The sequence below is a fragment of the Streptomyces sp. NPDC058052 genome, from assembly GCF_042885515.1.
GTDB lineage: Bacteria > Actinomycetota > Actinomycetes > Streptomycetales > Streptomycetaceae > Streptomyces.
The window spans coordinates 80,360-104,317 of the sequence record NZ_JBHVRX010000020.1 but is presented as its reverse complement, the minus strand read 5'-3'; the positions used below and the strand labels follow the sequence as shown (position 1 = coordinate 104,317).

The following is a 23,958-nucleotide window of genomic DNA, read 5'->3' as shown; positions in this document are numbered from 1 at the left end:
AGGGGGCCTTAGTGGCCGCGCAGGAAGCCGTCGACACGGTCGCAGACCGTGAGATCGGCGTCGAGCAGGAACATCTGGACCAGGTCTACCGCCGCCTGGAGGAGAAGATCCACGAGGCGGAGTTCCTGATGAACGACGCCGCCCAGAAGGGGCACGTCGGCACGCCCGGCGCTCTCGCCGAGCGCGACGCCCAGGTCTTCCGCGCAGGTGTCCACCTCAACCGGCTCAACAACGAGTTCGAGGACTTCCTGTTCGGGCGGATCGACCTCCTGGAGGGCAAGGACGGGGTCAAGGGCCCCGACGGCGCGTACACGTCCGTGGAGCCCGCCGACGACGCCATCCGGCCCGACAACACCGCCGACATCGGCGAGACCCTGCACATCGGCCGCATCGGCGTCCTGGACGCCGACTACTCCCCGCTCGTCATCGACTGGCGCGCCCCGGCCGCCGCGCCCTTCTACCGGTCCACGCCCGTGGAGCCGGGCCGGGTCGTGCGCCGCCGGGTCATCCGGTCGAAGGGACGGCGGGTCCTCGGGGTCGAGGACGACCTGATGCGACCGGAGCTGAAGGCGAGCCTCGGCGGCGCCGAGCTGCACGTCATCGGCGACGGCGCCCTGATGGCCGCCCTCGGGCAGGCGCGCGGCCACTCCATGCGCGACATCGTCTCGTCCATCCAGGCGGAGCAGGACCTCGTCATCCGCGCCCCCGCCGCCTCCGTCACGTACGTCGAGGGCGGGCCGGGCACGGGGAAGACGGCCGTGGCGCTGCACCGGGCCGCGTACCTGCTCTACCAGGACCGCAGGCGGTACGCCGGCGGCATCCTGATCGTCTCGCCGACCCCGCTGCTCGTCTCGTACACCGAGGGCGTGCTGCCCTCCCTGGGCGAGGAGGGGCAGGTCGCCATCCGGGCGCTGGGCGATCTCGCCGAGGACGCCGCGGGGGGCGTGGCCGACACGTACGACGAGCCGGCCGTCTCGCGGATCAAGGGCTCCTCCCGGATGCTCGCGGTGCTCCGCAAGGCCGCCCGGGGCGCCCTGGACCACTCCGACACCCCGAAGCTGCTCCGCGTCGTCGCCTTCGGGCGCCGGCTGGAACTGGAGGAGGCCGAGCTGCGGCGGATCCGGCAGAACGTGCTCTCCGGCACCGCCCCGGTCAACCTCCTCCGGCCGCGCGCCCGCCGCCTGCTCCTCGACGCCCTGTACGCCCGGTCGGGCGCCGCGGGCCGGCACAGCGACCCCGAGCTCGCCGCGGAGCTGCGCTCCTCCTTCGACGAGGACGTCTCCACCGAGGACTCCTTCCTCGGCTTCCTCGACGCCTGGTGGCCCGAGCTGGCGCCGCGCAGGGTCCTCGACGCCATGGGCGACGAGAAGCGCCTCGGCCGCTGGGCCCGCCGGGTCCTCAACCCCGGCGAGGTCCGCCGGGTCGCCCGCTCGCTGCGCCGCCCGGGCCTCTCCGTCCACGACGTGGCCCTCCTGGACGAGCTGCACACCCTGCTCGGCGCCCCCGCCCGGCCGAAGCGGAAGCGGGAGTACGACCCGCTGGACCAGCTCACCGGCCTGGAGGAGCTGATGCCGGTGCGGGAGGAGACCCAGCGCGAGCGGGCCGAGCGGCTCGCCGCCGAGCGGACCGAGTACGCCCACGTCATCGTCGACGAGGCGCAGGACCTGACGCCCATGCAGTGGCGGATGGTCGGCCGCCGCGGCCGGCACGCCACGTGGACGATCGTCGGTGACCCGGCGCAGTCCTCCTGGTCCGACCCGGACGAGGCGGCCGCCGCCCGCGACGAGGCGCTGGGCTCCCGGCCGCGCCGCCGCTTCGAGCTGACGGTGAACTACCGGAACCCGGCCGAGATCGCCGAGCTGGCGGCCAGGGTCCTCGCCCTGGCGATGCCCGGCAAGGAGTCTCCGAGGGCGGTCCGTTCGACCGGGGTCGAGCCCCGGTTCGTCGCCGTCGGCAAGGGCGGCGACCTGGCCGGAACCGTGCGGTCGGAGGCGGAGCGGCTGCTCGCCGAGGTCGAGGGCACGGTCGGCGTGGTCGTCGCGATGGACCGGCGCGCGGAGGCCGCCCGCTGGCTCGGCGGGCTCGGCGACCGGGTGGTGGCGCTGGGCTCGCTGGAGGCGAAGGGGCTGGAGTACGACGCCACGCTGGTCGTCTCCCCGGCGGAGATCGCCGACGAGTCCCCGGCCGGACTGCGCGTGCTGTACGTGGCCCTCACCCGTTCGACGCAGGCGCTGACGGTGCTCGCGGGGGAGCGGGACCTGCCGGACGAGGCGGGCGTCCCGGACCTCCTGCGGGACTGAGCGCCGTCCCCTTCCCCCCGGCGCGGTGGCGATTTCAGGTCAACACGCGCCGGGGGAATCACCTTCGGGGAGGGTTTGTTAGCCTGGTCGTGACACCGGCTCGATCCAAGCCCCCGGGCCCAACCTTCGTCCCTCAGAGGGACCACTTGCCGCGAGGCGAGCATGGCGGGTCGGTGTCGCTTAGACGTACATACGAAGTTGAGGCCCCGGTCGTCTTCCGATGACCGGGGCCTCTTCTGTTGTCCGCCAGACTCTCGTATGGTGGAAACTACTTTCCGAAAACAAAATGACCGCATTACCTGCTACCGGCAGGTAGGTGCGACGATCGGAGGGCGCCGCCAGGGCAACCAGCCGGGGCGGCGTTAGCAACGAAGCTAGGGAAAGCAGAGGAACCCGGCCATGGCAACGGCGCCCAGCGTCTCGTACTCGATGACGGTCCGGCTGGAGGTGCCCGCGAGCGGCACCGCGGTCTCGCAGCTCACCGCGGCGGTCGAGTCCCACGGAGGTTCCGTCACCGGCCTCGACGTCACCGCCTCGGGCCACGAGAAGCTCCGGATCGACGTCACCGTCGCCGCGACCTCGACCGCCCACGCCGACGAGATCGTCGAGCGGCTGCGGGACATCGAGGGCGTCGTCCTCGGCAAGGTCTCGGACCGTACGTTCCTGATGCACCTCGGCGGCAAGATCGAGATGGCGTCCAAGCACCCCATCCGCAACCGTGACGACCTCTCGATGATCTACACCCCGGGCGTCGCCCGCGTGTGCATGGCCATCGCCGAGAACCCCGAGGACGCCCGCCGCCTCACCATCAAGCGCAACACCGTCGCGGTCGTCACGGACGGCTCGGCCGTGCTCGGCCTCGGCAACATCGGCCCGATGGCCGCCATGCCGGTCATGGAGGGCAAGGCGGCCCTCTTCAAGCGCTTCGCCGACATCGACGCCTGGCCGATCTGCCTGGACACCCAGGACACCGACGCCATCGTCGAGATCGTCAAGGCCATCGCCCCCGGCTTCGCGGGCATCAACCTGGAGGACATCTCCGCGCCGCGCTGCTTCGAGATCGAGGCCCGGCTCCGCGAGGCCCTGGACATCCCGGTCTTCCACGACGACCAGCACGGCACCGCCATCGTCGTCCTCGCCGCCCTCACCAACGCGCTCCGCGTGGTCGGCAAGGGCATCGGCGACGTCAAGGTCGTCATGTCCGGCGCCGGCGCGGCCGGTACGGCCATCCTGAAACTGCTGATCGCGGCGGGCGTGAAGCACGCCGTCGTCGCCGACATCCACGGCGTCGTCCACGCCGGCCGCGAGGACCTGGTGGACGCCCCGGCCGACTCGCCGCTGCGCTGGATCGCCGACAACACCAACCCCGAGGGCGTCACCGGCACCCTCAGGCAGGCCGTCGTCGGCGCGGACGTCTTCATCGGCGTCTCGGCCCCGAACCTGCTGGGCGCGGAGGACGTGGCCGCCATGGCCGAGGACTCCATCGTGTTCGCGCTCGCGAACCCCGACCCGGAGGTCGACCCGGCCGCCGCGCGGCAGACCGCCGCCGTGGTCGCCACCGGCCGCTCGGACTTCCCGAACCAGATCAACAACGTCCTGGTCTTCCCCGGCGTCTTCCGCGGTCTGCTCGACGCGCAGTCCCGCACGGTGAACACCGAGATGATGCTCGCGGCCGCCAGCGCCCTCGCGGACGTCGTCACCGAGGACGAGCTGAACCCGAACTACATCATCCCGTCGGTCTTCAACGACAAGGTCGCGGGCGCCGTGGCCGGGGCGGTCCGCACCGCGGCGAAGGCGGCGGGCGCGGGCGCCTGACGTCACCGGGGAGCGGTACCCGAGCGTGTCGCGATTCGCGGAGTCGTAAACCCGCCTTTAGGGTGGCTTTTCGGCTCCGCACCGTTTGCGGGGAGTCGACGCTACGTCACCACCAGGGGGATCCGGCGCTTTTCGTGTGACCCCAGAGGGTGCCGGATTGGCGTTCCCGCCGCTGGTGGGGGCAGGATGCTCCCCCGAGGACTTCGTCCAGGGGGGAACCCCCAGGGCGCGAGGGATCCACGAGAGACAGACCCCCGGTTCCGGGGACTGTCCGAGGCCCCTGGCAGCATCGGCTTCGATCTCACGCCTCACAGGCAAGAAGAACACGGGAGTAACAACATGAACCGCAGTGAGCTGGTGGCCGCGCTGGCCGACCGCGCCGAGGTGACCCGCAAGGACGCCGACGCCGTGCTGGCCGCCCTCGCCGAGACCGTCGGTGAGGTCGTCGCCAAGGGCGACGAGAAGGTCACCATCCCCGGCTTCCTGACCTTCGAGCGCACCCACCGTGCCGCTCGCACCGCTCGTAACCCGCAGACCGGCGACCCGATCAACATCCCGGCCGGCTACAGCGTGAAGGTCTCCGCGGGCTCGAAGCTCAAGGAAGCCGCCAAGGGCAAGTAAGCGGCCTGTAGGCGCACGAAAGGGCGGCCATCCCTTCCAGGGGTGGCCGCCCTTCCGTTCGTCCGGGAGAAGGCCCCGCAGGGCCCTTCCCGGGTTCGTACTAGACCAGCGCGCTGCCCGGCAGCTCGACCTTGGCGCCGAGCTCCACGAGCTTCTCCATGAAGTTCTCGTAGCCGCGGTTGATCAGCTCGATGCCGTGCACCCGCGAGGTGCCCTGCGCGGCGAGGGCCGCGATCAGGTACGAGAAGCCGCCGCGCAGGTCCGGGATGACCAGGTCGGCGCCCTGGAGGCGGGTCGGGCCGCTGACGACCGCCGAGTGGAGGAAGTTCCGCTGGCCGAAGCGGCAGTCGGAGCCGCCCAGGCACTCGCGGTACAGCTGGATGTGGGCACCCATCTGGTTCAGCGCCGAGGTGAAGCCGAGCCGGGACTCGTAGACCGTCTCGTGGACGATGGAGAGGCCGGACGCCTGCGTCAGGGCGACGACCAGCGGCTGCTGCCAGTCGGTCTGGAAGCCGGGGTGGACGTCGGTCTCCAGGTGGATCGCGTTGAGCGAGCCGCCCGGGTGCCAGAAGCGGATGCCCTCGTCGTCGATCTCGAAGGCGCCGCCGACCTTCCGGTACGTGTTGAGGAAGGTCATCATCGAGCGCTGCTGGGCGCCGCGCACGTAGATGTTGCCCTCGGTGGCGAGCGCCGCGGACGCCCAGGAGGCCGCCTCCAGGCGGTCCGGGAGGGCCCGGTGGGTGTAGCCGTCGAGCTTGTCGACACCGGTGATCCGGATGGTCCGGTCGGTGTCCATCGAGATGATGGCGCCCATCTTCTGCAGGACGCAGATGAGGTCCTCGATCTCGGGCTCCACGGCCGCGTTCGACAGCTCGGTGACGCCCTCGGCGAGGACGGCGGTGAGCAGCACCTGCTCGGTCGAGCCGACCGACGGGTACGGGAGGCGGATCTTGCAGCCGCGAAGGCGCTGCGGGGCCTCCAGGTACTGGCCGTCGGCGCGCTTCTCGATGGTCGCGCCGAACTGGCGGAGCACGTCGAAGTGGAAGTCGATCGGCCGGCCGCCGATGTCGCAGCCGCCGAGGCCCGGGATGAAGGCGTGGCCGAGGCGGTGCAGGAGCGGGCCGCAGAAGAGGATCGGGATGCGCGACGAGCCGGCGTGGGCGTCGATGTCGGCGACGTTGGCGGACTCGACGTGCGTCGGGTCGAGCACCAGCTCGCCCGGCTCCTCGCCGGGACGGACCGTCACGCCGTGCAGCTGGAGCAGCCCGCGGACGACCCGGACGTCACGGATGTCGGGCACGTTGCGCAGTCTGCTGGGGCCGCTGCCGAGCAGGGCGGCGACCATCGCCTTGGGCACGAGGTTCTTCGCGCCGCGAACGCGGATTTCGCCTTCCAGCGGGGTTCCGCCATGGACGAGCAGTACATCATGGCTGTCTGTGCCGGTCATGAATCTCGCGTTCCGGAGTCGTCGGTCGGGTGGCCAGAGAAAAGGGTAAGGGGCTATTGGACCTCGATCGGGCCGGTCGGGGTGGTCGGCAGATGTAATGAATTCGGCACAACACCCTCCGTTTCCACGATCTTGCGGACTGTCACCGTCCGGTTGTTCCGGGAGGGCGGTTCGGGGTGTCCTGTCCCGCCCCTCCCGACCTGCGAGGCTCGCCTCGCCCTCCACCGGTTTCCCGGCATCGCGCCCGAGAACCCCCGCACGCGCCGAAGATGCGGGATCATGTGTCGCATGACCGAGGTGTCCTCGCTCACAGGACGGCTGCTCGTGGCCACCCCCGCCCTCGCGGACCCGAACTTCGACCGCGCGGTGGTGCTGCTGCTCGACCACGACGACGAGGGCTCGCTCGGCGTCGTCCTCAACCGGCCCACCCCCGTCACCGTCGGCGACGTGCTCGCCCCCTGGGCGGGGCTCGCCGGCGAGCCGGGCGTCGTCTTCCAGGGCGGGCCGGTCTCCCTCGACGCGGCCCTCGGCCTGGCCGTCATCCCCGGCGACGAGGGTCCGCTCGGCTGGCGCCGGGTCTTCGGCGCGATCGGCCTCGTCGACCTGGAGACCCCGCCCGAACTCCTCGGCCCCGCCCTCGGCGCGCTCCGCATCTTCGCCGGCTACGCGGGCTGGGGGCCCGGACAGCTGGAGACCGAACTGACCGAAGGCGCCTGGTACGTCGTCGAGTCCGAGCCCGGCGACGTCTCCTCCCCGACCCCCGAGACGCTCTGGCGCCAGGTCCTCCGCCGCCAGCGCGGCGACCTCGCCATGATCGCCACCTACCCGGACGACCCGTCGCTCAACTGAGGCCCGCCGCTCCCAGTACCCTTGGGTCCCATGAGCACTCTCGAGCCCGAGCGCGGGGCAGGTACGGGAACCCTCGTCGAGCCGACGCCGCAGGTGTCCCACGGTGACGGCGACCACGAGCGCTACGCCCATTACGTCCAGAAGGACAAGATCATGGCGAGTGCCCTCGACGGCACTCCCGTCGTCGCACTGTGCGGGAAGGTCTGGGTGCCGGGGCGCGATCCCAAGAAGTACCCCGTCTGTCCCATGTGCAAGGAGATCTACGAGTCCATGGGCTCGGGCGGGGACAAGGACGGCAAGGACGGCAAGGGCGGCAAGGGGAAGTAACCCCTCCGGCCCGGTCGGGGACGGCCCCCGTCGTGCGCACCAAGCGGTGCGCGCGACGGGGGCCGTTCCGCGTTTCCGGGGGCGTGGCGGGGGCGTGGCGGGGGCGTGTCGGGAGGTGCGGGAGGGTCCCAATTGGTCGAGACCTCTTGTCGTGATCGCCGGGCGCGCCTAACCTCACCGCAGTTGTTGTGCACTGCGAAACGCCCGTTGCGTATGCTGCAACGCTTGCTCGGAGGGGAACCCATGAAGCTTCCTGCCCGGATCACCGCCCCCGTCGCCCTGCCGCTCGCCGCGGTCGTCCTGGCCGCCTGCGCGCCCCAGACGTCCGCCCCCGCCGCCGGCGGGGACGAGAAGAGCGGCACCCTGCGCGTCTGGCTCTTCCAGGAGGTCGCCAACCAGCCCAAGGAGAAGGTCGTCGACGAGGCCGTCGCCGCCTTCGAGAAGAAGCACGCCGGCACGGACGTCGAGGTGGAGTACATCCCCGTCGAGACCCGCGCCCAGCGCGTCAAGGCGGCCTTCAACGACCCGAAGTCCGCCCCCGACGTCATCGAGTTCGGCAACACCGACACCGCCGGCTACGTGAAGGACGGCGGACTCGCCGACGTCACCGCCGAGTTCTCCGCCTGGGACCAGGCCGCCGACAGCGACGCCACCGCCAAGGAGTCCGTCACCGTCGGCGGGAAGGTCTACGGAGCCCCGCTCTTCGTCGGCGTACGGGCGCTCTACTACCGCACCGACGTCTTCCAGGAGCTCGGCCTCGCCGCCCCCAAGTCCCAGGACGAGCTGGCCGCGACCGCGAAGAAGATCCGCAAGGCCAGGCCGGAGCTGTACGGCATCGCCGTCGGAGGCGCCTACACCTACGGCGCCCTCCCCTTCGTCTGGGCCGCCGGCGGCGACCTCGCCGCCCAGGACGGCTCCGGCAGCTACAAGGCCGCCCTGAACAGCGACGCCGCCGTCAAGGGCCTCACCGCCTACACCTCGCTCCTGGGCGACGACAACTGCCCCGCCGCCACCTGTGCCCAGATGGGCGGCAACGCCACCGTCACCGCCTTCGCCGCCGGCAAGGCCGGCATGGCCATCGGCGGCGACTTCAGCCACGCCGCCGTCGAGGCCGGCCAGGTCAAGGGCAAGTACGCCGTCGTCCCGCTGCCCGGCACCGCCCCCGGCTCCATCGCCCCCGCCTTCGCCGGCGGCAACAACATCGGCGTCCTCAAGTCCACCTCGCACCGCACCCTCGCCGTGGAGCTGATGAAGAGCCTCGCCGGCAAGGAGACCCAGGCCAAGCTGTTCGACGCCATGGGCTTCCTGCCCACCTTCACCGACGTCCGCACCGCCGCCGCCGAGCGCAAGCCCTTCGTGAAGCCCTTCATCGACACCCTCGCCGCCGGCACGAGGTTCGTCCCCGCCACCGCCGCCTGGGGCCGCATCGACTCCTCGCTCGTCGTCCCCACGATGCTCCAGGAGATCGCCAGCGGCCGGAAGGACGTGAAGACCGCCGCCGGCGACGCGGCGAAGAAGATGGACGCGGCCTTCGCCGAGGCGGGCTGACCCGCATGACGCTCACCGCCCCCGCGCCGCCCGCGCCCGGCGGCACCGCGGAAGAACCCGCGCGCCGCCGCCGGAGCCGTACCGGAACCTCCGCCTGGACCCCCTGGCTCTACCTCCTGCCCGCCCTCGCCGTCCTCGGCGCCCTCCTCGTCTACCCCGTCTACCAGCTCGGCCTGATCTCCTTCCTGGAGTACACCCAGGCCCAGGTCAGCGGCGGAGAACCCACCTCCTTCCAGGGCTTCGGCAACTACACCGCCCTCTTCACCGACCCGCAGTTCCGCCAGGTCCTGCTCGCCACCGTCGTCTTCGCCGCCGCCTGCGTGGCCGGCACCCTCGCCGTCGGCTGCGCCCTCGCCGTCCTCCTCACACGGGTACGGGCGCTGCCCCGGCTGGCCCTGATGCTCGCCGCGCTCGGCGCCTGGGCCACCCCCGCCGTCACCGGCTCCACCGTCTGGGTCTTCCTCTTCGACGCCGACTTCGGACCGGTCAACCGGCTCCTCGGCCTCGGCGACTTCTCCTGGACCTACGGGCGGTACAGCGCCTTCGCGCTCGTCCTCCTCGAAGTCGTCTGGTGCTCGTTCCCGTTCGTGATGGTCACCGTCTACGCCGGGATCCGGGCCGTCCCCACCGAGGTCCTGGAGGCCGCCGCCCTCGACGGCGCCTCCCAGTGGCGGATCTGGCGCACCGTGACCGCGCCACTGCTCCGCCCGATCCTGGCCGTCGTCACCATCCAGTCCGTCATCTGGGACTTCAAGGTCTTCACCCAGATCTACGTGATGACCAACGGCGGCGGCATCGCCGGCCAGAACCTCGTCCTCAACGTCTACGCCTACCAGCAGGCGTTCGCCTCCTCCCAGTACAGCCTGGGCGCGGCGATCGGCGTCGTCATGCTCCTGCTCCTGCTCGCCGTGACCCTGGTGTACCTGCGGCTGCTGCGCCGCCAGGGGGAGGAACTGTGACCACCTTCCGGATACCCGGCGTGCGCCGCCCCGGGCGGCTGCTCGCCGAGGCGGCGGCCCTGCTCACCGCCGTCGTCGTCGCCTTCCCGCTGTACTGGATGGTCCTCTCGGCGTTCAAGCCCGCCGGCGAGATCCAGTCGACCGAGCCGAGGCCGTGGACGCTCTCGCCGTCCCTCGACTCCTTCCGGCGCGTCTTCGAGCAGCAGGACTTCGGGCGCTACTTCCTCAACAGCCTGCTGGTGGCGACCGCGGTCGTGCTCGCCTCCGCGGTCGTCGCCTTCCTCGCGGCGACCGCCGTCACCCGCTTCCGCTTCCGGTTCCGCACCACGATCCTGATCATGTTCCTGGTGGCGCAGATGGTGCCCGTCGAGGCGCTGACCATCCCGCTCTTCTTCCTCATGCGGGACGCCGGGCTCCTCAACACCCTCGGCTCGCTCGTCCTGCCGCACCTCGCCTTCTCGCTGCCCTTCGCGATCTGGATGCTCCGCGGCTTCGTCCGGGCCGTGCCCGAGGCGCTGGAGGAGCAGGCGCGGATCGACGGGGCGAGCCACGCCCGCTTCCTCTGGACGATCCTCTTCCCGCTGGTCCTGCCGGGCCTCGTGGCGACCAGCGTCTTCTCGTTCATCTCGACCTGGAACGACTTCCTCTTCGCCAAGTCGTTCCTCATCAGCGACACCTCGCAGTCCACCCTCCCGATGGCGCTGCTGGTCTTCTTCAAGCCCGACGAGAACGACTGGGGAGGAATCATGGCCGGGTCGACCGTGATGACGATCCCGGTGCTCGTCTTCTTCGTACTCGTACAGCGCCGCCTCGTCTCCGGACTGGGCGGGGCGGTGAAGGACTGACGCCATGACCGACACGGACCTGATCCCCGCACCCCTGACGGCCCGGACCGGGGGCGACGCCCCCGGGTCCCTCCCCCTCGACGAGCGGACCACCCTCGACGCCGGACCGGGCACCGAGGCCACCGCCCGCTGGCTGCGGTCCGTCCTCGGCGCCGCCACCGGCCTCGCGCTCGCCGACGGGGCCGGGCCCCACGCCATCCGGCTGCGCCTCTCCCCGGAGACGGAGGCGGCCCGCGGCTCCGAGGGCTACCGCCTCTCCACCGAGGACCCGGACACGGCCGTCACCCTCGACGGCGGCGGCCCCGCCGGACTCTTCTGGGGCGCCCAGACCCTGCGTCAGCTCCTCGGCCCGGACGCGTACCGCCGGGCACCCGTCCGGCCCGGCGCGCGCTGGGACCTGCCGTCCGTGACCGTCACCGACCGCCCCCGCTTCGGCTGGCGCGGCCTCCTCCTCGACGTGTCCCGGCACTTCACCGCCAAGGAGGACGTGCTGCGGCTGCTCGACCTGATGGCCGCTCACAAGCTGAACGTCCTCCACTTCCACCTCACCGACGACCAGGGCTGGCGGATCGAGATCGAGCGGTACCCGCGCCTCACCGAGGTCGGGGCCTGGCGCGCCCGGTCCAAGCGCGGCCACCGCGCCTCGCCGCTGTGGGACGAGACCCCGCACGGCGGGTACTACACCCAGGACGACATCCGGGAGATCGTCGCGTACGCCGCCGCGCGGCACATCACCGTCGTCCCCGAGATCGACATCCCCGGGCACTCGCAGGCCGCCATCGCCGCGTACCCCCGGCTCGGCAACACCGACGTCGTCGACACCGCCGCCCTCACCGTCTGGGACACCTGGGGCGTGAACCCGAACGTCCTCGCCCCGACCGAGGAGGTGCTGCGCTTCTACGAGGGCGTCCTGGAGGAGGTCCTGGAGCTCTTCCCGTCGACCTTCGTGCACATCGGGGGCGACGAGTGCCCCAAGGACCAGTGGAAGGAGTCCCCGGCCGCCCAGGCCCGGATCGCGGAGCTGGGCGTCGGCGACGAGGACGGGCTCCAGTCCTGGTTCGTCCGGCACTTCGACCGCTGGCTCGCCGACCGGGGCCGCCGGCTCATCGGCTGGGACGAGATCCTGGAGGGCGGCCTCGCCGAGGGCGCGGCCGTCTCCTCCTGGCGCGGCTACGGCGGAGGGATCGCCGCCGCCGAGGCCGGGCACGACGTCGTCATGTGCCCCGAGCAGCAGGTCTACCTCGACCACCGGCAGCACGGCGGGCCCGACGAGCCCGTGCCGATCGGCTTCGTCCGGACCCTGGAGGACGTGTACCGCTTCGAGCCCGTCCCGCCCGGCCTCTCCGAGGCGGCGGCCCGGCACGTCCTCGGCACCCAGGCCAACGTGTGGACCGAGGTGATGGAGAACCGGGCCCGCGTCGACTACCAGGTCTTCCCCCGGCTCGCCGCCTTCGCCGAGGTCGCCTGGTCCGCGCTGCCCGCCCCCGCCGACCGCGACACGGACGGCTTCCTGCGCCGTATGGAGACCCACTACCGCCGCCTCGACGCCCTCGGCGTCGCCTACCGCCCGCCGGCCGGCCCCACACCCTGGCAGCGGCGCCCCGGCCTCCTCGGCCGCCCGATCGACGGGCCGCCCCCGATCGTGTGAGCCACCTCGCGTCCCGGGGTCACCCGGGAGCGGCGAAACGGGAGTTACCTTCTCTGTCAGGGCGTGCCGGGGCGTCCCGGGGGGTCTGCGGACATCCCGGGCGTCCCGGGTGTCCCCGGGCGTCCCGGAGGAAGGGACCCGCGCGGCCCCTCGCTCCGGACGGCTCGGAAGATGTGCCAGAGTTGCCACGTCCGGCCTGTGAGCACGTACGGTACGCCCACACACGGGCGCGCCGTGCGCCCGCTCGCGGGCGCGGGGCACCGGGCACAGTCGGGGACGGACCGGGACAACCGGGAAGGGGCAGCGGGTTGACCACGCACGCACCACAGACGGCGCAGTCCGTGACGCTGCCCGCCTCGCTCGACGAGGCCGTGGCCGCGCTGACCGCCATGCCGGCCGCCGTGCCCGTTGCCGGCGGCACCGACCTGATGGCGGCCGTCAACCGCGGCCAGCTCCGCCCCGCCGGACTCGTCGGCCTCAGCCGCATCAACGAGATCCGCGGCTGGCAGTACCAGGACGGCCACGCCCTCCTCGGCGCCGGCCTCACCCACGCCCGGATGGGCCGCCCCGACTTCGCCGCCCTCATCCCGGCCCTCGCCGCCGCCTCCCGCGCGGCCGGGCCGCCCCAGATCCGCAACGCCGGCACCCTCGGCGGCAACGTCGTCACGGCCGCGCCCACCGGCGACTCGCTGCCCGTGCTCGCCGCGCTGGAGGCCGACCTCGTCGTCGTCGGCCCGCTCGGCAGCCGTGAGATCCCCGTCTCGCACCTGCTCGCCGGCCGCGACCTGCTCGCCCCAGGCGAGCTCGTGGCCTTCGTCCGGGTGCCGCTGCTGCACGCCCCGCAGGTCTTCCTCAAGGCCACCGGCCGCACCGGCCCGGCCCGCGCCACCGCCTCCGTCGCCGTCGTCCTCGACCCGGCCCGGCGCGGGGTCCGCTGCGCCGTCGGCGCGGTCGCCCCGATGCCGCTGCGCCCGCTGGAGGCCGAGCGCTGGATCGCGTCCCTGGTGGACTGGGACAACGACCGGGGGCTCGCCCCGGAGGCGCTGACCGCCTTCGGCGAGTACGTGGCCGCCGCCTGCATCCCCGACCCTCCGGGCGAGGAGCAGTTGCCGCCCGCCGTCCTGCACCTGCGGCGCACCGTCGCCACTCTCGCCCGCCGGGCACTGGGGAGGGCCCTGTCGTGAACACCGGCAACAACGAGCAGAACGAGACCGCGGCCCCGGCCGCCCCGGGCGGCTGGGAGCCGATCCCGCAGAGCGAGGGGTACGACGAGGGCGCGACCGCCTTCGTCCACCTGCCGCCGGAGTTCATGCTGGACGGGGTTCCCCTGGAGGCCCCCGGCCACGGCTACACGCCGCCGATGATCGTGCCGCTCCAGCCGCTGGCGCAGGCCGTGGCGGCCGACCCGGAGGCGACCGGCTCCTGGCAGGCGCACGTGCCGGCGGAGGGGGAGCGGCACGGCGAGGGCGTGGAGTTCCTCGCCCCGGAGCCGGGACCCGAGCCGCTGCCGCACGGGTACGGCGACGAGGCCGCCGGGGGACCGATGGCCCGGCCGTACGTGGAGCACGACCCGCACGCGACGGCGGAGTGGCACTTCGGCGGCGGGACGGGCCAGTGGGAGGTCCCGGTGGTCCCGGAGACCCCGCGGGCCCCGTTCGCGCCCGAGGTCCCGCTCGCGCCGGAGGCCCTGCTCGCGCCCGAGGTCCCGCTCGCGCCCGAGGCCCTGCTCGCGCCCGAGGTCCCGCTCGCGCCGGAGGCCCTGCTCGCGCCCGAGGTCCCGCTCGCGCCCGAGGCCCTGCTCGCGCCCGAGGCTCACGAGGCCGCCGGGCTGCCCGCCTTCCCGGCCGAGCCGTTCGCGGAGGCGCCCGCCGAGACGCCCGGGCCGGTCTCGTACGAGCAGGCCCCGCCGACCCTGCCGGGCGGCGCGCCGGCGCCGTGGGCGGTCCCGCAGGCCGTCGAGGAGCCGGCCGCGGAGCCCGCGGACGAGCAGGCCGCCGAGCAGGCCGACCACACCGAGCACGGCGAGTACGCCGAGCACGGCGAGTACGCCGAGCAGGCCGAGCACGGCGAGCACGCCGAGCACGCCGAGCACGCCGAGGAGCCGGCCGCCGAGCCGGAGGCGGAGCCGGAGACCGGGCCCGCCCGCGCGCCGGAGCCCGAGCCCGGGGCGGCCGCCGTGGTCCCCGGAGTCGTGCCGGACGCCCCGGTGCCCTCGTACACCTCCGTCGACAGCGACGAGCACCCGCACACCTCGTACGTCCTGCGGGTCAACGGCGCCGACCGGCCCGTCACGGACTCCTGGATCGGCGAGTCGCTGCTCTACGTGCTCCGCGAGCGGCTCGGCCTCGCCGGGGCCAAGGACGGCTGCTCGCAGGGCGAGTGCGGGGCCTGCAACGTCCAGGTGGACGGCCGGCTCGTCGCCTCCTGCCTGGTGCCGGCCGCGACCGCCGCCGGTTCCGAGGTGCGCACCGTCGAGGGGCTCGCGGTGGACGGCGAGCCGTCCGACGTGCAGCGGGCGCTCTCGCGCTGCGGCACCGTGCAGTGCGGCTTCTGCATCCCCGGCATGTGCATGACCGTGCACGACCTGCTCGAAGGCAACCACGCCCCCACCGAGCTGGAGACCCGCCAGGCCCTCGCCGGCAACCTCTGCCGCTGCTCCGGCTACAAGGGAGTGCTCCAGGCCGTCGAGGACGTCGTCGCCGAGCGCGCCGCCACGGCCGCCGACCACGCCGCCGCCGGCGAGGACGACACCGCGGCCCGCATCCCGCACCAGCTTCCGCACCCCACCCACGACGGCCCGCACCAGCACGACGGAGGCAGGGCGTGAGCAGCGACGCGACGACCGCCATTCCCACGCTCCCCTTCGCGGAGGCCGCCGGGGCCGCGCCGGAGACCGGGACGCCGCTCCTCGGACTCGGCGCCTCCCTCCCGCAGGCCGACGCGCGGGCGAAGGCCGAGGGCACCTTCCCGTACGCCGCCGACCTCTGGGCCGAGGGCCTGCTGTGGGCCGCGATCCTGCGCTCCCCGCACGCCCACGCCCGGATCGTCTCCGTCGACACCTCCGCCGCCGAGGCGATGCCCGGCGTCCGGGCCGTGGTCACCGCCGCCGACGTGCCCGGCGCGGCCACCTACGGCCGGCGCGTCGCCGACCGGCCCGTCTTCGCCGACGGACTGGTCCGCCACCACGGCGAGGCCATCGCCGCCGTCGCCGCCGACCACCCCGACACCGCCCGGCTCGCCACCGCCGCCATCCTCGTCGAGTACGAGCTCCTGGAGCCCGTGACCGACCCGGAGAAGGCGTTCGCCGCCGAGCCCCTCCACCCCGACGGCAACCTGATCCGGCACATCCCGCTGAGCTTCGGCGACCCCGACGCCACCGGCGAGGTCGTCGTCGAGGGCCTCTACCGGGTCGGCCGCCAGGACCCCGCCCCCATCGGCGCCGAGGCCGGACTCGCCGTGCCCCGCCCCGACGGCGGCGTCGAGCTCTACACCGCCTCCACCGACCCGCACACCGACCGCGACCTCGCCGCCGCCTGCTTCGGCCTCGCGCCCGACCAGGTGAAGGTCGTCGTCACCGGCGTGCCCGGCGCCACCGGCGACCGCGATGACCCCGGCTTCCAGATCGCGCTCGGCCTGCTCGCGCTGCGCACCGGCTGCCCGGTGAAGCTCACCGCCACCCGCGAGGAGTCCTTCCTCGGCCACGCCCACCGCCACCCCACCCTGCTGCGCTACCGCCACCACGCGGACGCCGAGGGCCGGCTGGTGAAGGTCGAGGCGCAGATCCTCCTCGACGCCGGCGCCTACGCCGACTCCTCCTCGGAGTCCCTCGCCGCCGCCGTCGCCTTCGCCTGCGGCCCGTACGTCGTCCCGCACGCCTTCGTCGAGGGCTGGGCCGTCCGGACCAACAACCCGCCCTCCGGCCACGTCCGCGGCGAGGGCGCGATGCAGGTCTGCGCCGCCTACGAGGCGCAGATGGACAAGCTCGCCGGCCGCGTCGGCATCGAACCCGCCGAGCTGCGCATGCGCAACGTCCTGTCCACCGGCGACCTGCTGCCCACCGGCCAGACCGTCACCTGCCCCGCCCCCGTCGCCGAACTCCTCGCCGCCGTGCGGGACTTCCCGCTCCCCGCTCTCCCCAAGGACACCCCCGAGGAGGACTGGCTGCTGCCCGGCGGCCCGGAGGGCGCGGGCGAACCGGGCGCGGTGCGCCGGGGCGTGGGCTACGCGCTCGGCATGGTCCACATGCTCGGCGCCGAGGGCACCGACGAGGTCTCCACGGCCACCGTCCGGGTCCTCGACGGCGTCGCCACCGTCATCTGCTCGGCGGTGGACACCGGTTCGGGCTTCTCCACCCTCGCCCGCCAGATCGTCCAGGAGACCCTCGGCATCGACGAGGTGCACGTCGCCCCCGTCGACACCGACCAGCCCCCGGCCGGCGCCGCCACCCACGGCCGGCACACCTGGGTCTCCGGCGGCGCCGTCGAACGCGCCGCCAAGATGGTCCGCACCCAGCTCCTCCAGCCGCTCGCCCACAAGTTCGGCATGTCGACGGAGCTGCTCCAGATCAGCGACGGCAAGATCACCTCGTACGACGGCGTCCTCTCCACCACGGTCGCCGAGGAGATGGACGGCAAGGAACTGTGGGCCACCGCCCAGTGCCGCCCCCACCCCACCGAGCCGCTCGACGAGTCCGGCCAGGGCGACGCCTTCGTCGGCCTCGCCTTCTGCGCGATCCGCGCGGTCGTGGACGTCGACATCGAACTCGGCTCGGTACGGGTCGTGGAGATGGCCGTCGCCCAGGACGTCGGCCGGATCCTCAACCCCGCCCAGCTCGCCACCCGCATCGAGGCCGGCGTCACCCAGGGCGTCGGCGCGGCCCTCACCGAGAACCTGCGCACCGCCCGCGGCCTGGTCCGCCACCCCGACCTCACCGGCTACGCCCTGCCGACCTCGCTGGACGCCCCGGACATCCGGATCGTGAAGCTCGTCGAGGAGCGGGACGTCGTCGCCCCCTTCGGGGCGAAGGCGGCGAGCGCCGTCCCCGTCGTCACCTCGCCGGCCGCGGTGGCCGCCGCCGTCCGCGCCGCGACCGGCCGTCCGGTCAACCGGCTGCCGATCCGGCCCCAGGCGGCGGTGGCCGCGACCCCGTAGCGGTCCGGCCGGGGGTCAGGCCGTGGGCATCGCCACGATCCGGCCCCTGCTGAGGAGGAAGACCCGGTTCCCGGCGGCGGCCACCGCCCACGGGCCCGGGTTCTCCCGGTCGTACGTCCAGACGCGGTCCTTCACGGACGCGGAGAGGGCCGACACGCCGGCCTCGGTGTGGTTGCCCTCGACCACCCAGATCCAGTCGCCCTGCACGACCGGCTGCTGCTGGGACGGATAGGGGCTGAGCAGGGTGACGATCCACAGCTCGCTCCGCGAGCCGTCCTTCCCGTACCGGTACGCCAGGCCGCCGCTGGTCGCGGTCAGGCCCTTCGGGTCGAGCGCCGGCGGCCCCCAGTCGCCGTACCCCTTCTCCTCCCACCGCGTCGCGCCGTCCGCGAGGGCGAACGCGGTGAGCGCCTCCCCGCCGGCGTAGACGGTGCCGTCCTCGATCGCCGGCCGGAGGGCCTTGGACGCCTTGCCCCGCACGCTCCAGGCGACCCGGCCGTCCGCCGTGTCCAGGACGGTGAGGTCGCCGTTCGTGCCGGAGAGGACGAGGCGGCCGGGGCCGACGGCGGCGAGCGGGACGTCGGTGCCCCCCGGCTCCTCCGCCGACTCCACCGTCCAGCGGATCCGCCGCCCGGCCGTGTCCACGGCCCGCACCTTCCCCGCCGACGTCAGGAAGTAGACGCCCTCGGGCGCGGCGGCGAGGAGCAGCGCGACCTCGGCGCCGTCCACCGCCCACGTCTCCTCGCCGGTGGACGCGTTCCGCACCGACAGCCGGCCGGAGGCGTCGGCGCACGCGAACTCGTCCTCGTTCACCGCCACCTGGCCGGCACGCGCCGAGAGTTCGGTCCGGGTCCACTTCGCCGCCCCGTCGACCACCTTCAGCGCGGTCAGCCCGCCGGCCCGGGCCGCGAACACCACCACGTCCCGCAGGACCACCGGTGCCGGCAGCGGGCCCGACGCGGCGGCCTCCAGCGGTCCCCACAGCGGCTTCGGCTGGATGCCCGCGCTCGTGCCCTCCAGGAGGGGCGCGTCCGGCGCGTCGCCCGCCACGGGCGGCTCCGTCCCGTTCCGCCCGGTCAGCCACCAGGCCGTGCCGCCGCCCCCGGCGAGCAGCAGCGCGCCCCCCGCGCCCCAGGCGGCGAGGAACCGCCGCCGGCTCGGGGCGCCGGGCCCGGCGCCGTCCGGGACGGCCGTCACGGTGGCCGCGGTGAGCCGCCGGATCTCGGCCTCCCGCGCCGTCGCCTCCTCGTGCAGCGGGCCCTGCCGCCAGACGGCGCGCGCCTTCCGGCCCTTCGCGCCCTTCGCACCGGCCTCCGGGGCGAAGACGCCGGCGATCTGCGCGGGCGTCGGGCGCAGCGCCGGATCGTGCTGGAAGCAGGGGGCGACGAGCGCGTGCAGCGCGGGCGGCAGCCCGCCGAGGTCCGGCCGCTCGTGGACGACCGCGTACTGCACGGCCGCCACGTGCGGCCCGTCGTAGGCGCGCCGGCCGGTCGCCGCGTACACCAGCACCGCGCCCAGCGAGAACACGTCGGCGGCGCCCGTCACCCGCTGCCCGAGGACCTGCTCGGGCGCCCCGTAGCCGGGGGTGACCGGGATCTGGCCGGTGGTGGTGAGGGTGAGGCCGTGCTCGGGGCGGGCGATGCCGAAGTCGATCAGCCGGGGGCCGTCGGCGGTCAGCACGATGTTGGCCGGCTTGACGTCCCGGTGGACCAGGCCGGCCGCGTGGACGTCCCGCAGCGTCGCGCCGAGCGCCGCCGCCAGGAGCCGTACCGCCGGCTCGTCGAGCGGCCCGTACCGGGCGACGGCCTCTTCGAGGGTGGGGCCGGCGAGGAACTCCGTGGCGATCCAGGGCCGTCCGCCGTCCACCTCGGCCCCGAGGACGCGTGCCACGCCCGGGCTCTCGACGGCTTGAGCGGTGTGCGCCTCGCGGACGAAGCGCCGGACGAGGTCCTGGTCGTGGGCGAGTTCGGGGCGCAGCACCTTGACGGCGGCGGGCCGGCCGTCCCGCCCGGCCGCGAGGTACACCTTGCCCATGCCGCCCTCGCCCAGCACGCCGACGAGTCGGTACGGCCCCAGCCGGAGCGGGTCGCCGAAGCCGAGGGGGTTCATGGTCGGTCACGTCCTGTCGGGAGGGGAAGGCGGTCGGTTCGGGGCGGGCGGTCGGTTCGGGGCGGGCGGTCGGCCCGGGGAAGACGGTCAGTTCAGGGGGAGCGCGAGGAGGGAGTCGGGGCCGATGCCGAACATCCGCTGCCGCTCGGGGAGTTCGACGAAGTGGTCGGCGTCGGTCTGGTAGACCCAGGACCGGCGCCGGGTCTTCAGGTCCACCGCCGCGAGACCGAGGTCGCTGCGGTAGAAGAGGTGCCCGGGGCCCAGGGCGAGGTACTGCTCCGAGACGTAGGCCGGGGGATTGTCCCGCGGGGCCGGCTCCGACCACCGTTCCTTCCCCGAGTCCGCCGCGATGGCGTGCGCGCCCGTGTCCGACACCGTGTAGACGGTGCCGCCGCCGAGCACCGGAGGGGCGTAGGGGTCCTTGCCGTCGCCCCGGAGCCGCCACGCCTCCTTGCCGTCGGCCAGCCGGTACGCGACGAGCTCGGAGCCGCCGACGTAGACGTGGGTGTCGTCCAGGCAGGGCCGCTCGGACGCCCAGCCGACGGGCCGCTTCCAGAGGACGGCGCCGGTGCGGGCGTCGCGGACGACGAGCAGCGGAGGGGCGAAGTTCTGCATGTCGGCCGAGCGTTCGAAGCCGACGAGCCGCCCGCCGCGGACGGCGGCGCCGATGAACGGCGGCGTGTCCCCGCGCTGGTCGGCGGGCCGGGTGCGCCACAGCTCCCGGCCGGTGCGGACGTCGACGGCGGCGATCGCCGCCTCGCCGACGTCGGCGCGGGTCCCGGTGGCGCCCGCGAGGTACACGACCCCGTCGGCGGCGCAGGCGAGCTGGGTCGTCCACATGTTGGCGTTGAGCCCCCGGACCCGGACGCCGGGCTGCCGGAGCGTGTACCGGCCGGTGTCGAGGGTGTGCACGGCGAGGTCGTGGTGGTCGGCCTCCGGCTTCCGGGGGACGGCGTACACCTCGCGTCCGTCGGTGGCGAGGGCCCGCCAGGCCGTGTCGACCGTGCAGACGCCCGTCGTCCTGCCCGTGCCGATGTCGGCGAAGGCGACGCCGAGTCCGGCGAGCACCGCGACCCGGTCGCCCGCGACCAGGGGGAAGCCGCGCTCCTGCGTCTCCTTGGGGACCAGCATGTTCGTGTTCCACAGCGAGTCCGGGGCGTCGCCGAGCAGGGGCGCCTTCGGCAGCTGGGCGCCGGTGGGACGGCCGGTGTCCCGGGTCGCCCAGTACGCGGCGCCCCCGCCCGCCGCGGCGAGCAGGGCGCCGCCGCCGAGCGCCAGGAAGCGGCGCCGGGAGGGCTTGCGGGCGGTGGGCGTGGCGGGCCGGGTCTCCGCCGCGTACGGGTCCTCCTCCGGGGCCGGGAGGCGGGCCGGGAGCGGGAGCCAGACGTCGGTGGCCCGGCGCGCGATGTCGGCGAGGACGACGGGCGGCAGGTGGTCGGCGAACTCGCCCTGCCCGTCGTGGAGCCGCGCGGTCAGCTCGGCCGTCGTGGGGCGGGCCGCGGGGTCCTTCGCCAGGCAGGCCGAGAGCAGCGGCAGCAGGCCCGGCGGGAGGCCGGTGAGGTCCGGTTCGGCGTACCGGACCCGGTAGAGCAGGTCGGCGGGGGTGCCGCTGCCGAAGGGGCCGTGGCCGGCGGCGGCGAAGAGCAGCACCCCGGCGAGGGCGAACACGTCGCCGGGCGGGGTGTGTTCGAGGCCGCCCGCCTGTTCCGGCGACATGTACGCGGGGGTGCCGGCCGCCGCCCCCACCCGGGTCATCCGGTCGTCGCCGGCCGCGCGGGCGATGCCGAAGTCGATGATCTTCGGCCCGTACGCGGTGACGAGGACGTTCGAGGGCTTGAGGTCCCGGTGCACCACGTCCGAGGCGTGCAGCCGCCCGAGCGCCCCGGCGAGCGCGGCGCCCAGCGCCCGGACGGTCGGCTCGGGCAGCGGCCCGCCGAGCCTCACCGCCTGGTCGAGCGGCGGACCGAGGACGTACTCGGTCGCCAGCCAGGGCGTGTCCGCCAGCGGGTCGGCGTCGACGACGGCCGCGCCGTGGCGCCCGCCGATGATCCGGGCCGCGTCCGTCTCCAGCCGGAACCGCCCCCGGAACACCGGGTCGGCGGCGAGCCGGGCGTGCAGCGTCTTCAGCGCGACGGTACGGCCGCCGGGGGAGCGGCCCAGATAGACCGTGCCCATGCCGCCGGAACCGAGGCGGGCGAGCAGCCGGTACGTGCCGATCGCGGCGGGATCGTCATGGGTCAGGGGCGACAGCATCGGGTTCTCAGGTCCGTCGGGGGTCGTGCGGGGCGGTGGGCGTGTGGGGGGCGGGGCCGGCGGGAGCGGTGGGGAGCGCGGCGAGGTGGTGGGCGGGCGGCGCGGCGTGCGCGGGCGCGGTGGGGAGGTACGCGTGCGGCGTGGCGTCCGCGGGGGCCGCGGGCCGCGCCGGGTTCCGGTCCGGGGCGGCGGTGTCCGGGCCCGTGTGCGGATCCGCGTCCGGGTCCACCGGGGTCTCCGCGGCGAGGAGTTCGGCGGACTGGCGGGCGAGCGCGGCCACCACCCGGCCGGGCAGCCAGCCGGGCGCGAGGAGCGACGCCGCCGAGTTCAGCACGGTCGCGTGCGGGGCGGGCGGCGCCAGCGCGGGGATCAGGGCGGCGGCGGTGGGGCGGTGCGCGGGGTCGCGGGTGAGGCAGGAGAGGACCACCGCGCGCAGGGCGGGCGGGAGTTCGGCGCTCTCCGGGACGGTGTGGCCGGTGGCCGCGTACGCGAGGACGGCGCCGAGCGCGAAGACGTCGCCCGGTGGGCGCGGCCGGCCGCCGGTGGCCTGCTCGGGCGCGAGCGCGCCCGGGTCGATCCCCGGCAGCCCGGTGCGGGGGACGCCGTCGGGCCCGGCCGCCCGGACCGCGCCGTGGCAGGTGAGGCGGGGGCCGTCGGCGGTCAGCAGGACGGTGGCGGGGGAGATCCCGGCGTGCGTGATCCCCTGCGCGTGCGCGGCGGCCAGCCCCTCGGCGAGCGCCGTGCCGATCGCCCGCACGGTCGCCTCCGGCAGCGGCCCGCCGTGGACGGCGAGCGCGACGGGCAGCGGCAGCGCCGGCCGGAACGGGGAGGCGTACCAGGCGGGCCGCGCGCCGGCCCCCGACACCCGTCCGACCGGCTCGAACCAGGGCGCCGGCAGCCGCCGCGCCTCCTCGGCCTCGGCCGCGAACGCGTGCGGATCGCTCCCCGGCGGCGCCACGCTCAGCAGCACCGTCCCGCCGTCGCCGCCCCGCGCGACGAACCGCCGGCAGGGGAGCGCGGGGGAGCCCGGCGGGTCGAGCCGGGTGATCAGCCGGTACGGTCCGATGCGCCCGGACGGCCCCGGAGCGGGGGCCTCGTGCGCGCGCGCCGTCTCCACCTGTGCGTCCCCCCGCAGTTCTGCCGTCGTCCTGGCCACCCGTGGCGACGGGGGCGGGACGAGCCTACCGAGGATGCGGCACCGGCCCGCCGTCAGTCCTCCGCGACCTCCACGTGCGAGGTCAGCTGCGAGGCGACGAGCACGGAGGCCCGGGTGAGGAGCGCGGCCGCCAGGATCGTCCCCCAGCCCTCGACGTGCATCGCCGAGATCTTCGGTGCCAGCCAGGACAGCAGCCACCAGATCAGCGCGTCCTGGACGAACCCCAGTCCCCCGAACACGGCGAGCGCCGCGGCCGGCACCCGCCCCGAGGGGCCGATGTGGACGAGCTGGGTCAGCACCACCAGCACCATCGTCGTGATCAACACGGAGAGCAGGGCGTCCACCGTCTCCGCCCCCAGCGTGATCCCCGGAAGCAGCCCCCCGGCCAGCCCGACACCCACGAGGACGCCCACCCTGCGTCTGACGCGATCATCCATACGGCGGACTGTGGCACACCGGAGGGGACCTGTGAAGCGGTCCTCCCGACCCGGGACGGACACCCTCGGCCGACCCCGGGGACGGCCCGGGCCCGTACGACGATTCCCCCCGCCTTCCAGGAAGGCGGGGGGAATCGGGAGGGCGGCTGCCCCTGGAGACCGTGGCGGGATTCGAACCCGCGTCACTCGCTTTGCAGACGAGCCCCTGAACCACTCGGGCACACGGTCGTGCCGGTCATGTCGGTGTGGCGACAACGACGACGTTAGGGGGCCGGAGGGAGGGCCTCAAGGGGGATCGGGGCCGCGCCACGGGACCGCAATGACGCCGCCACACGCCGTTCACAGGAAGGCGCGCGGACCTGATGGATTCAACGGCGCGAAGGATGGCCGATAGCGGGAGCGAACGTTCCCGCACGATCAGGAAGGGGCCTGGTGAGGGGTGTCGGCCTGGTATTCCAGGCCAGTCCGAAAATCGACGCGTACGTCTGTGCGT

17 protein-coding genes and 1 tRNA gene are annotated in these 23,958 nt (G+C 74.3%); 12 read left to right on the top strand and 6 right to left on the bottom strand.

Features of this window, described 5'->3' with window-relative positions:
• Positions 1-11: 11 nt before the first annotated feature.
• The 3 genes from ACFVU3_RS25750 to ACFVU3_RS25740 all read left to right on the top strand — a co-directional run bounded on the left by ACFVU3_RS25750 (position 12) and on the right by ACFVU3_RS25740 (position 4,736).
• Positions 12-2,300 carry a HelD family protein gene (locus ACFVU3_RS25750; RefSeq protein WP_390069690.1) on the top strand — a complete coding sequence of 763 codons (2,289 nt, stop codon included), beginning with the start codon at positions 12-14 and terminating at the stop codon, positions 2,298-2,300.
• A 399-nt stretch (positions 2,301-2,699) separates the two neighbouring features.
• The gene (locus tag ACFVU3_RS25745) at positions 2,700-4,115 is read left to right on the top strand and encodes an NAD-dependent malic enzyme (RefSeq protein WP_390069688.1); all 1,416 of its coding nucleotides are present in this window, start codon (positions 2,700-2,702) and stop codon (positions 4,113-4,115) included.
• A gap of 339 nt (positions 4,116-4,454) precedes the next feature.
• Entirely contained in the window at positions 4,455-4,736 is a 282-nt protein-coding gene (locus ACFVU3_RS25740; protein WP_017237029.1) for an HU family DNA-binding protein, read from the top strand.
• 100 nt (positions 4,737-4,836) lie between these two features.
• On the opposite strand, the gene murA is transcribed toward ACFVU3_RS25740, so the two are convergent.
• A complete protein-coding gene (gene murA, locus ACFVU3_RS25735; protein ID WP_390069686.1) occupies positions 4,837-6,183 on the bottom strand; it encodes a UDP-N-acetylglucosamine 1-carboxyvinyltransferase in 1,347 nt (448 codons plus the stop codon).
• A gap of 288 nt (positions 6,184-6,471) precedes the next feature.
• Here murA and ACFVU3_RS25730 point away from each other — a divergent pair, with 288 nt between their 5' ends.
• From ACFVU3_RS25730 to ACFVU3_RS25690, 9 genes are all read left to right on the top strand, one after another.
• Positions 6,472-7,032 carry a YqgE/AlgH family protein gene (locus ACFVU3_RS25730; RefSeq protein ID WP_388878390.1) on the top strand — a complete coding sequence of 187 codons (561 nt, stop codon included), beginning with the start codon at positions 6,472-6,474 and terminating at the stop codon, positions 7,030-7,032.
• Positions 7,033-7,062: 30 nt separating this feature from the next.
• On the top strand, positions 7,063-7,359 hold the full coding sequence (locus tag ACFVU3_RS25725; protein ID WP_390069684.1) for a DUF3039 domain-containing protein: 297 nt from the start codon (positions 7,063-7,065) through the stop codon (positions 7,357-7,359).
• A 243-nt stretch (positions 7,360-7,602) separates the two neighbouring features.
• Positions 7,603-8,907 (top strand): extracellular solute-binding protein, encoded by a 1,305-nt coding sequence (locus ACFVU3_RS25720; RefSeq protein ID WP_390069682.1) that lies wholly within the window; start codon positions 7,603-7,605, stop codon positions 8,905-8,907.
• A gap of 5 nt (positions 8,908-8,912) precedes the next feature.
• Positions 8,913-9,866 (top strand): carbohydrate ABC transporter permease, encoded by a 954-nt coding sequence (locus tag ACFVU3_RS25715; protein ID WP_390069681.1) that lies wholly within the window; start codon positions 8,913-8,915, stop codon positions 9,864-9,866.
• Positions 9,863-10,711 (top strand): carbohydrate ABC transporter permease, encoded by an 849-nt coding sequence (locus ACFVU3_RS25710; protein WP_390069679.1) that lies wholly within the window; start codon positions 9,863-9,865, stop codon positions 10,709-10,711. The genes ACFVU3_RS25715 and ACFVU3_RS25710 overlap by 4 nt, the downstream gene beginning before the upstream one ends.
• 4 nt (positions 10,712-10,715) lie before the next feature.
• Positions 10,716-12,359 carry a beta-N-acetylhexosaminidase gene (locus tag ACFVU3_RS25705; protein WP_390069678.1) on the top strand — a complete coding sequence of 548 codons (1,644 nt, stop codon included), beginning with the start codon at positions 10,716-10,718 and terminating at the stop codon, positions 12,357-12,359.
• Positions 12,360-12,667: 308 nt separating this feature from the next.
• Positions 12,668-13,543, top strand: a complete 876-nt coding sequence (locus ACFVU3_RS25700; protein ID WP_390069676.1) for an FAD binding domain-containing protein — start codon at positions 12,668-12,670, stop codon at positions 13,541-13,543.
• Positions 13,540-15,186 carry a 2Fe-2S iron-sulfur cluster-binding protein gene (locus ACFVU3_RS25695; RefSeq protein ID WP_390069674.1) on the top strand — a complete coding sequence of 549 codons (1,647 nt, stop codon included), beginning with the start codon at positions 13,540-13,542 and terminating at the stop codon, positions 15,184-15,186. Before ACFVU3_RS25700 ends, ACFVU3_RS25695 begins: the two co-directional genes overlap by 4 nt.
• Positions 15,183-17,510 (top strand): xanthine dehydrogenase family protein molybdopterin-binding subunit, encoded by a 2,328-nt coding sequence (locus ACFVU3_RS25690; protein ID WP_390069672.1) that lies wholly within the window; start codon positions 15,183-15,185, stop codon positions 17,508-17,510. Before ACFVU3_RS25695 ends, ACFVU3_RS25690 begins: the two co-directional genes overlap by 4 nt.
• Before the next feature lie 15 nt (positions 17,511-17,525).
• Here the strand turns inward: ACFVU3_RS25690 and ACFVU3_RS25685 are convergent, their stop codons facing one another.
• The 5 genes from ACFVU3_RS25685 to ACFVU3_RS25665 form a co-directional block, all read right to left on the bottom strand.
• A complete protein-coding gene (locus tag ACFVU3_RS25685) occupies positions 17,526-19,619 on the bottom strand; it encodes a protein kinase (RefSeq protein ID WP_390069670.1) in 2,094 nt (697 codons plus the stop codon).
• An 87-nt stretch (positions 19,620-19,706) separates the two neighbouring features.
• A complete protein-coding gene (locus ACFVU3_RS25680) occupies positions 19,707-21,872 on the bottom strand; it encodes a protein kinase (RefSeq protein WP_390069668.1) in 2,166 nt (721 codons plus the stop codon).
• Between the two features lie 7 nt (positions 21,873-21,879).
• A complete protein-coding gene (locus ACFVU3_RS25675; RefSeq protein WP_390069666.1) occupies positions 21,880-22,989 on the bottom strand; it encodes a serine/threonine protein kinase in 1,110 nt (369 codons plus the stop codon).
• A 92-nt stretch (positions 22,990-23,081) separates the two neighbouring features.
• The gene (locus ACFVU3_RS25670) at positions 23,082-23,465 is read right to left on the bottom strand and encodes a hypothetical protein (RefSeq protein ID WP_390069665.1); all 384 of its coding nucleotides are present in this window, start codon (positions 23,463-23,465) and stop codon (positions 23,082-23,084) included.
• A 153-nt stretch (positions 23,466-23,618) separates the two neighbouring features.
• Positions 23,619-23,693, bottom strand: a tRNA-Cys gene (locus tag ACFVU3_RS25665).
• Positions 23,694-23,958: the final 265 nt, after the last annotated feature.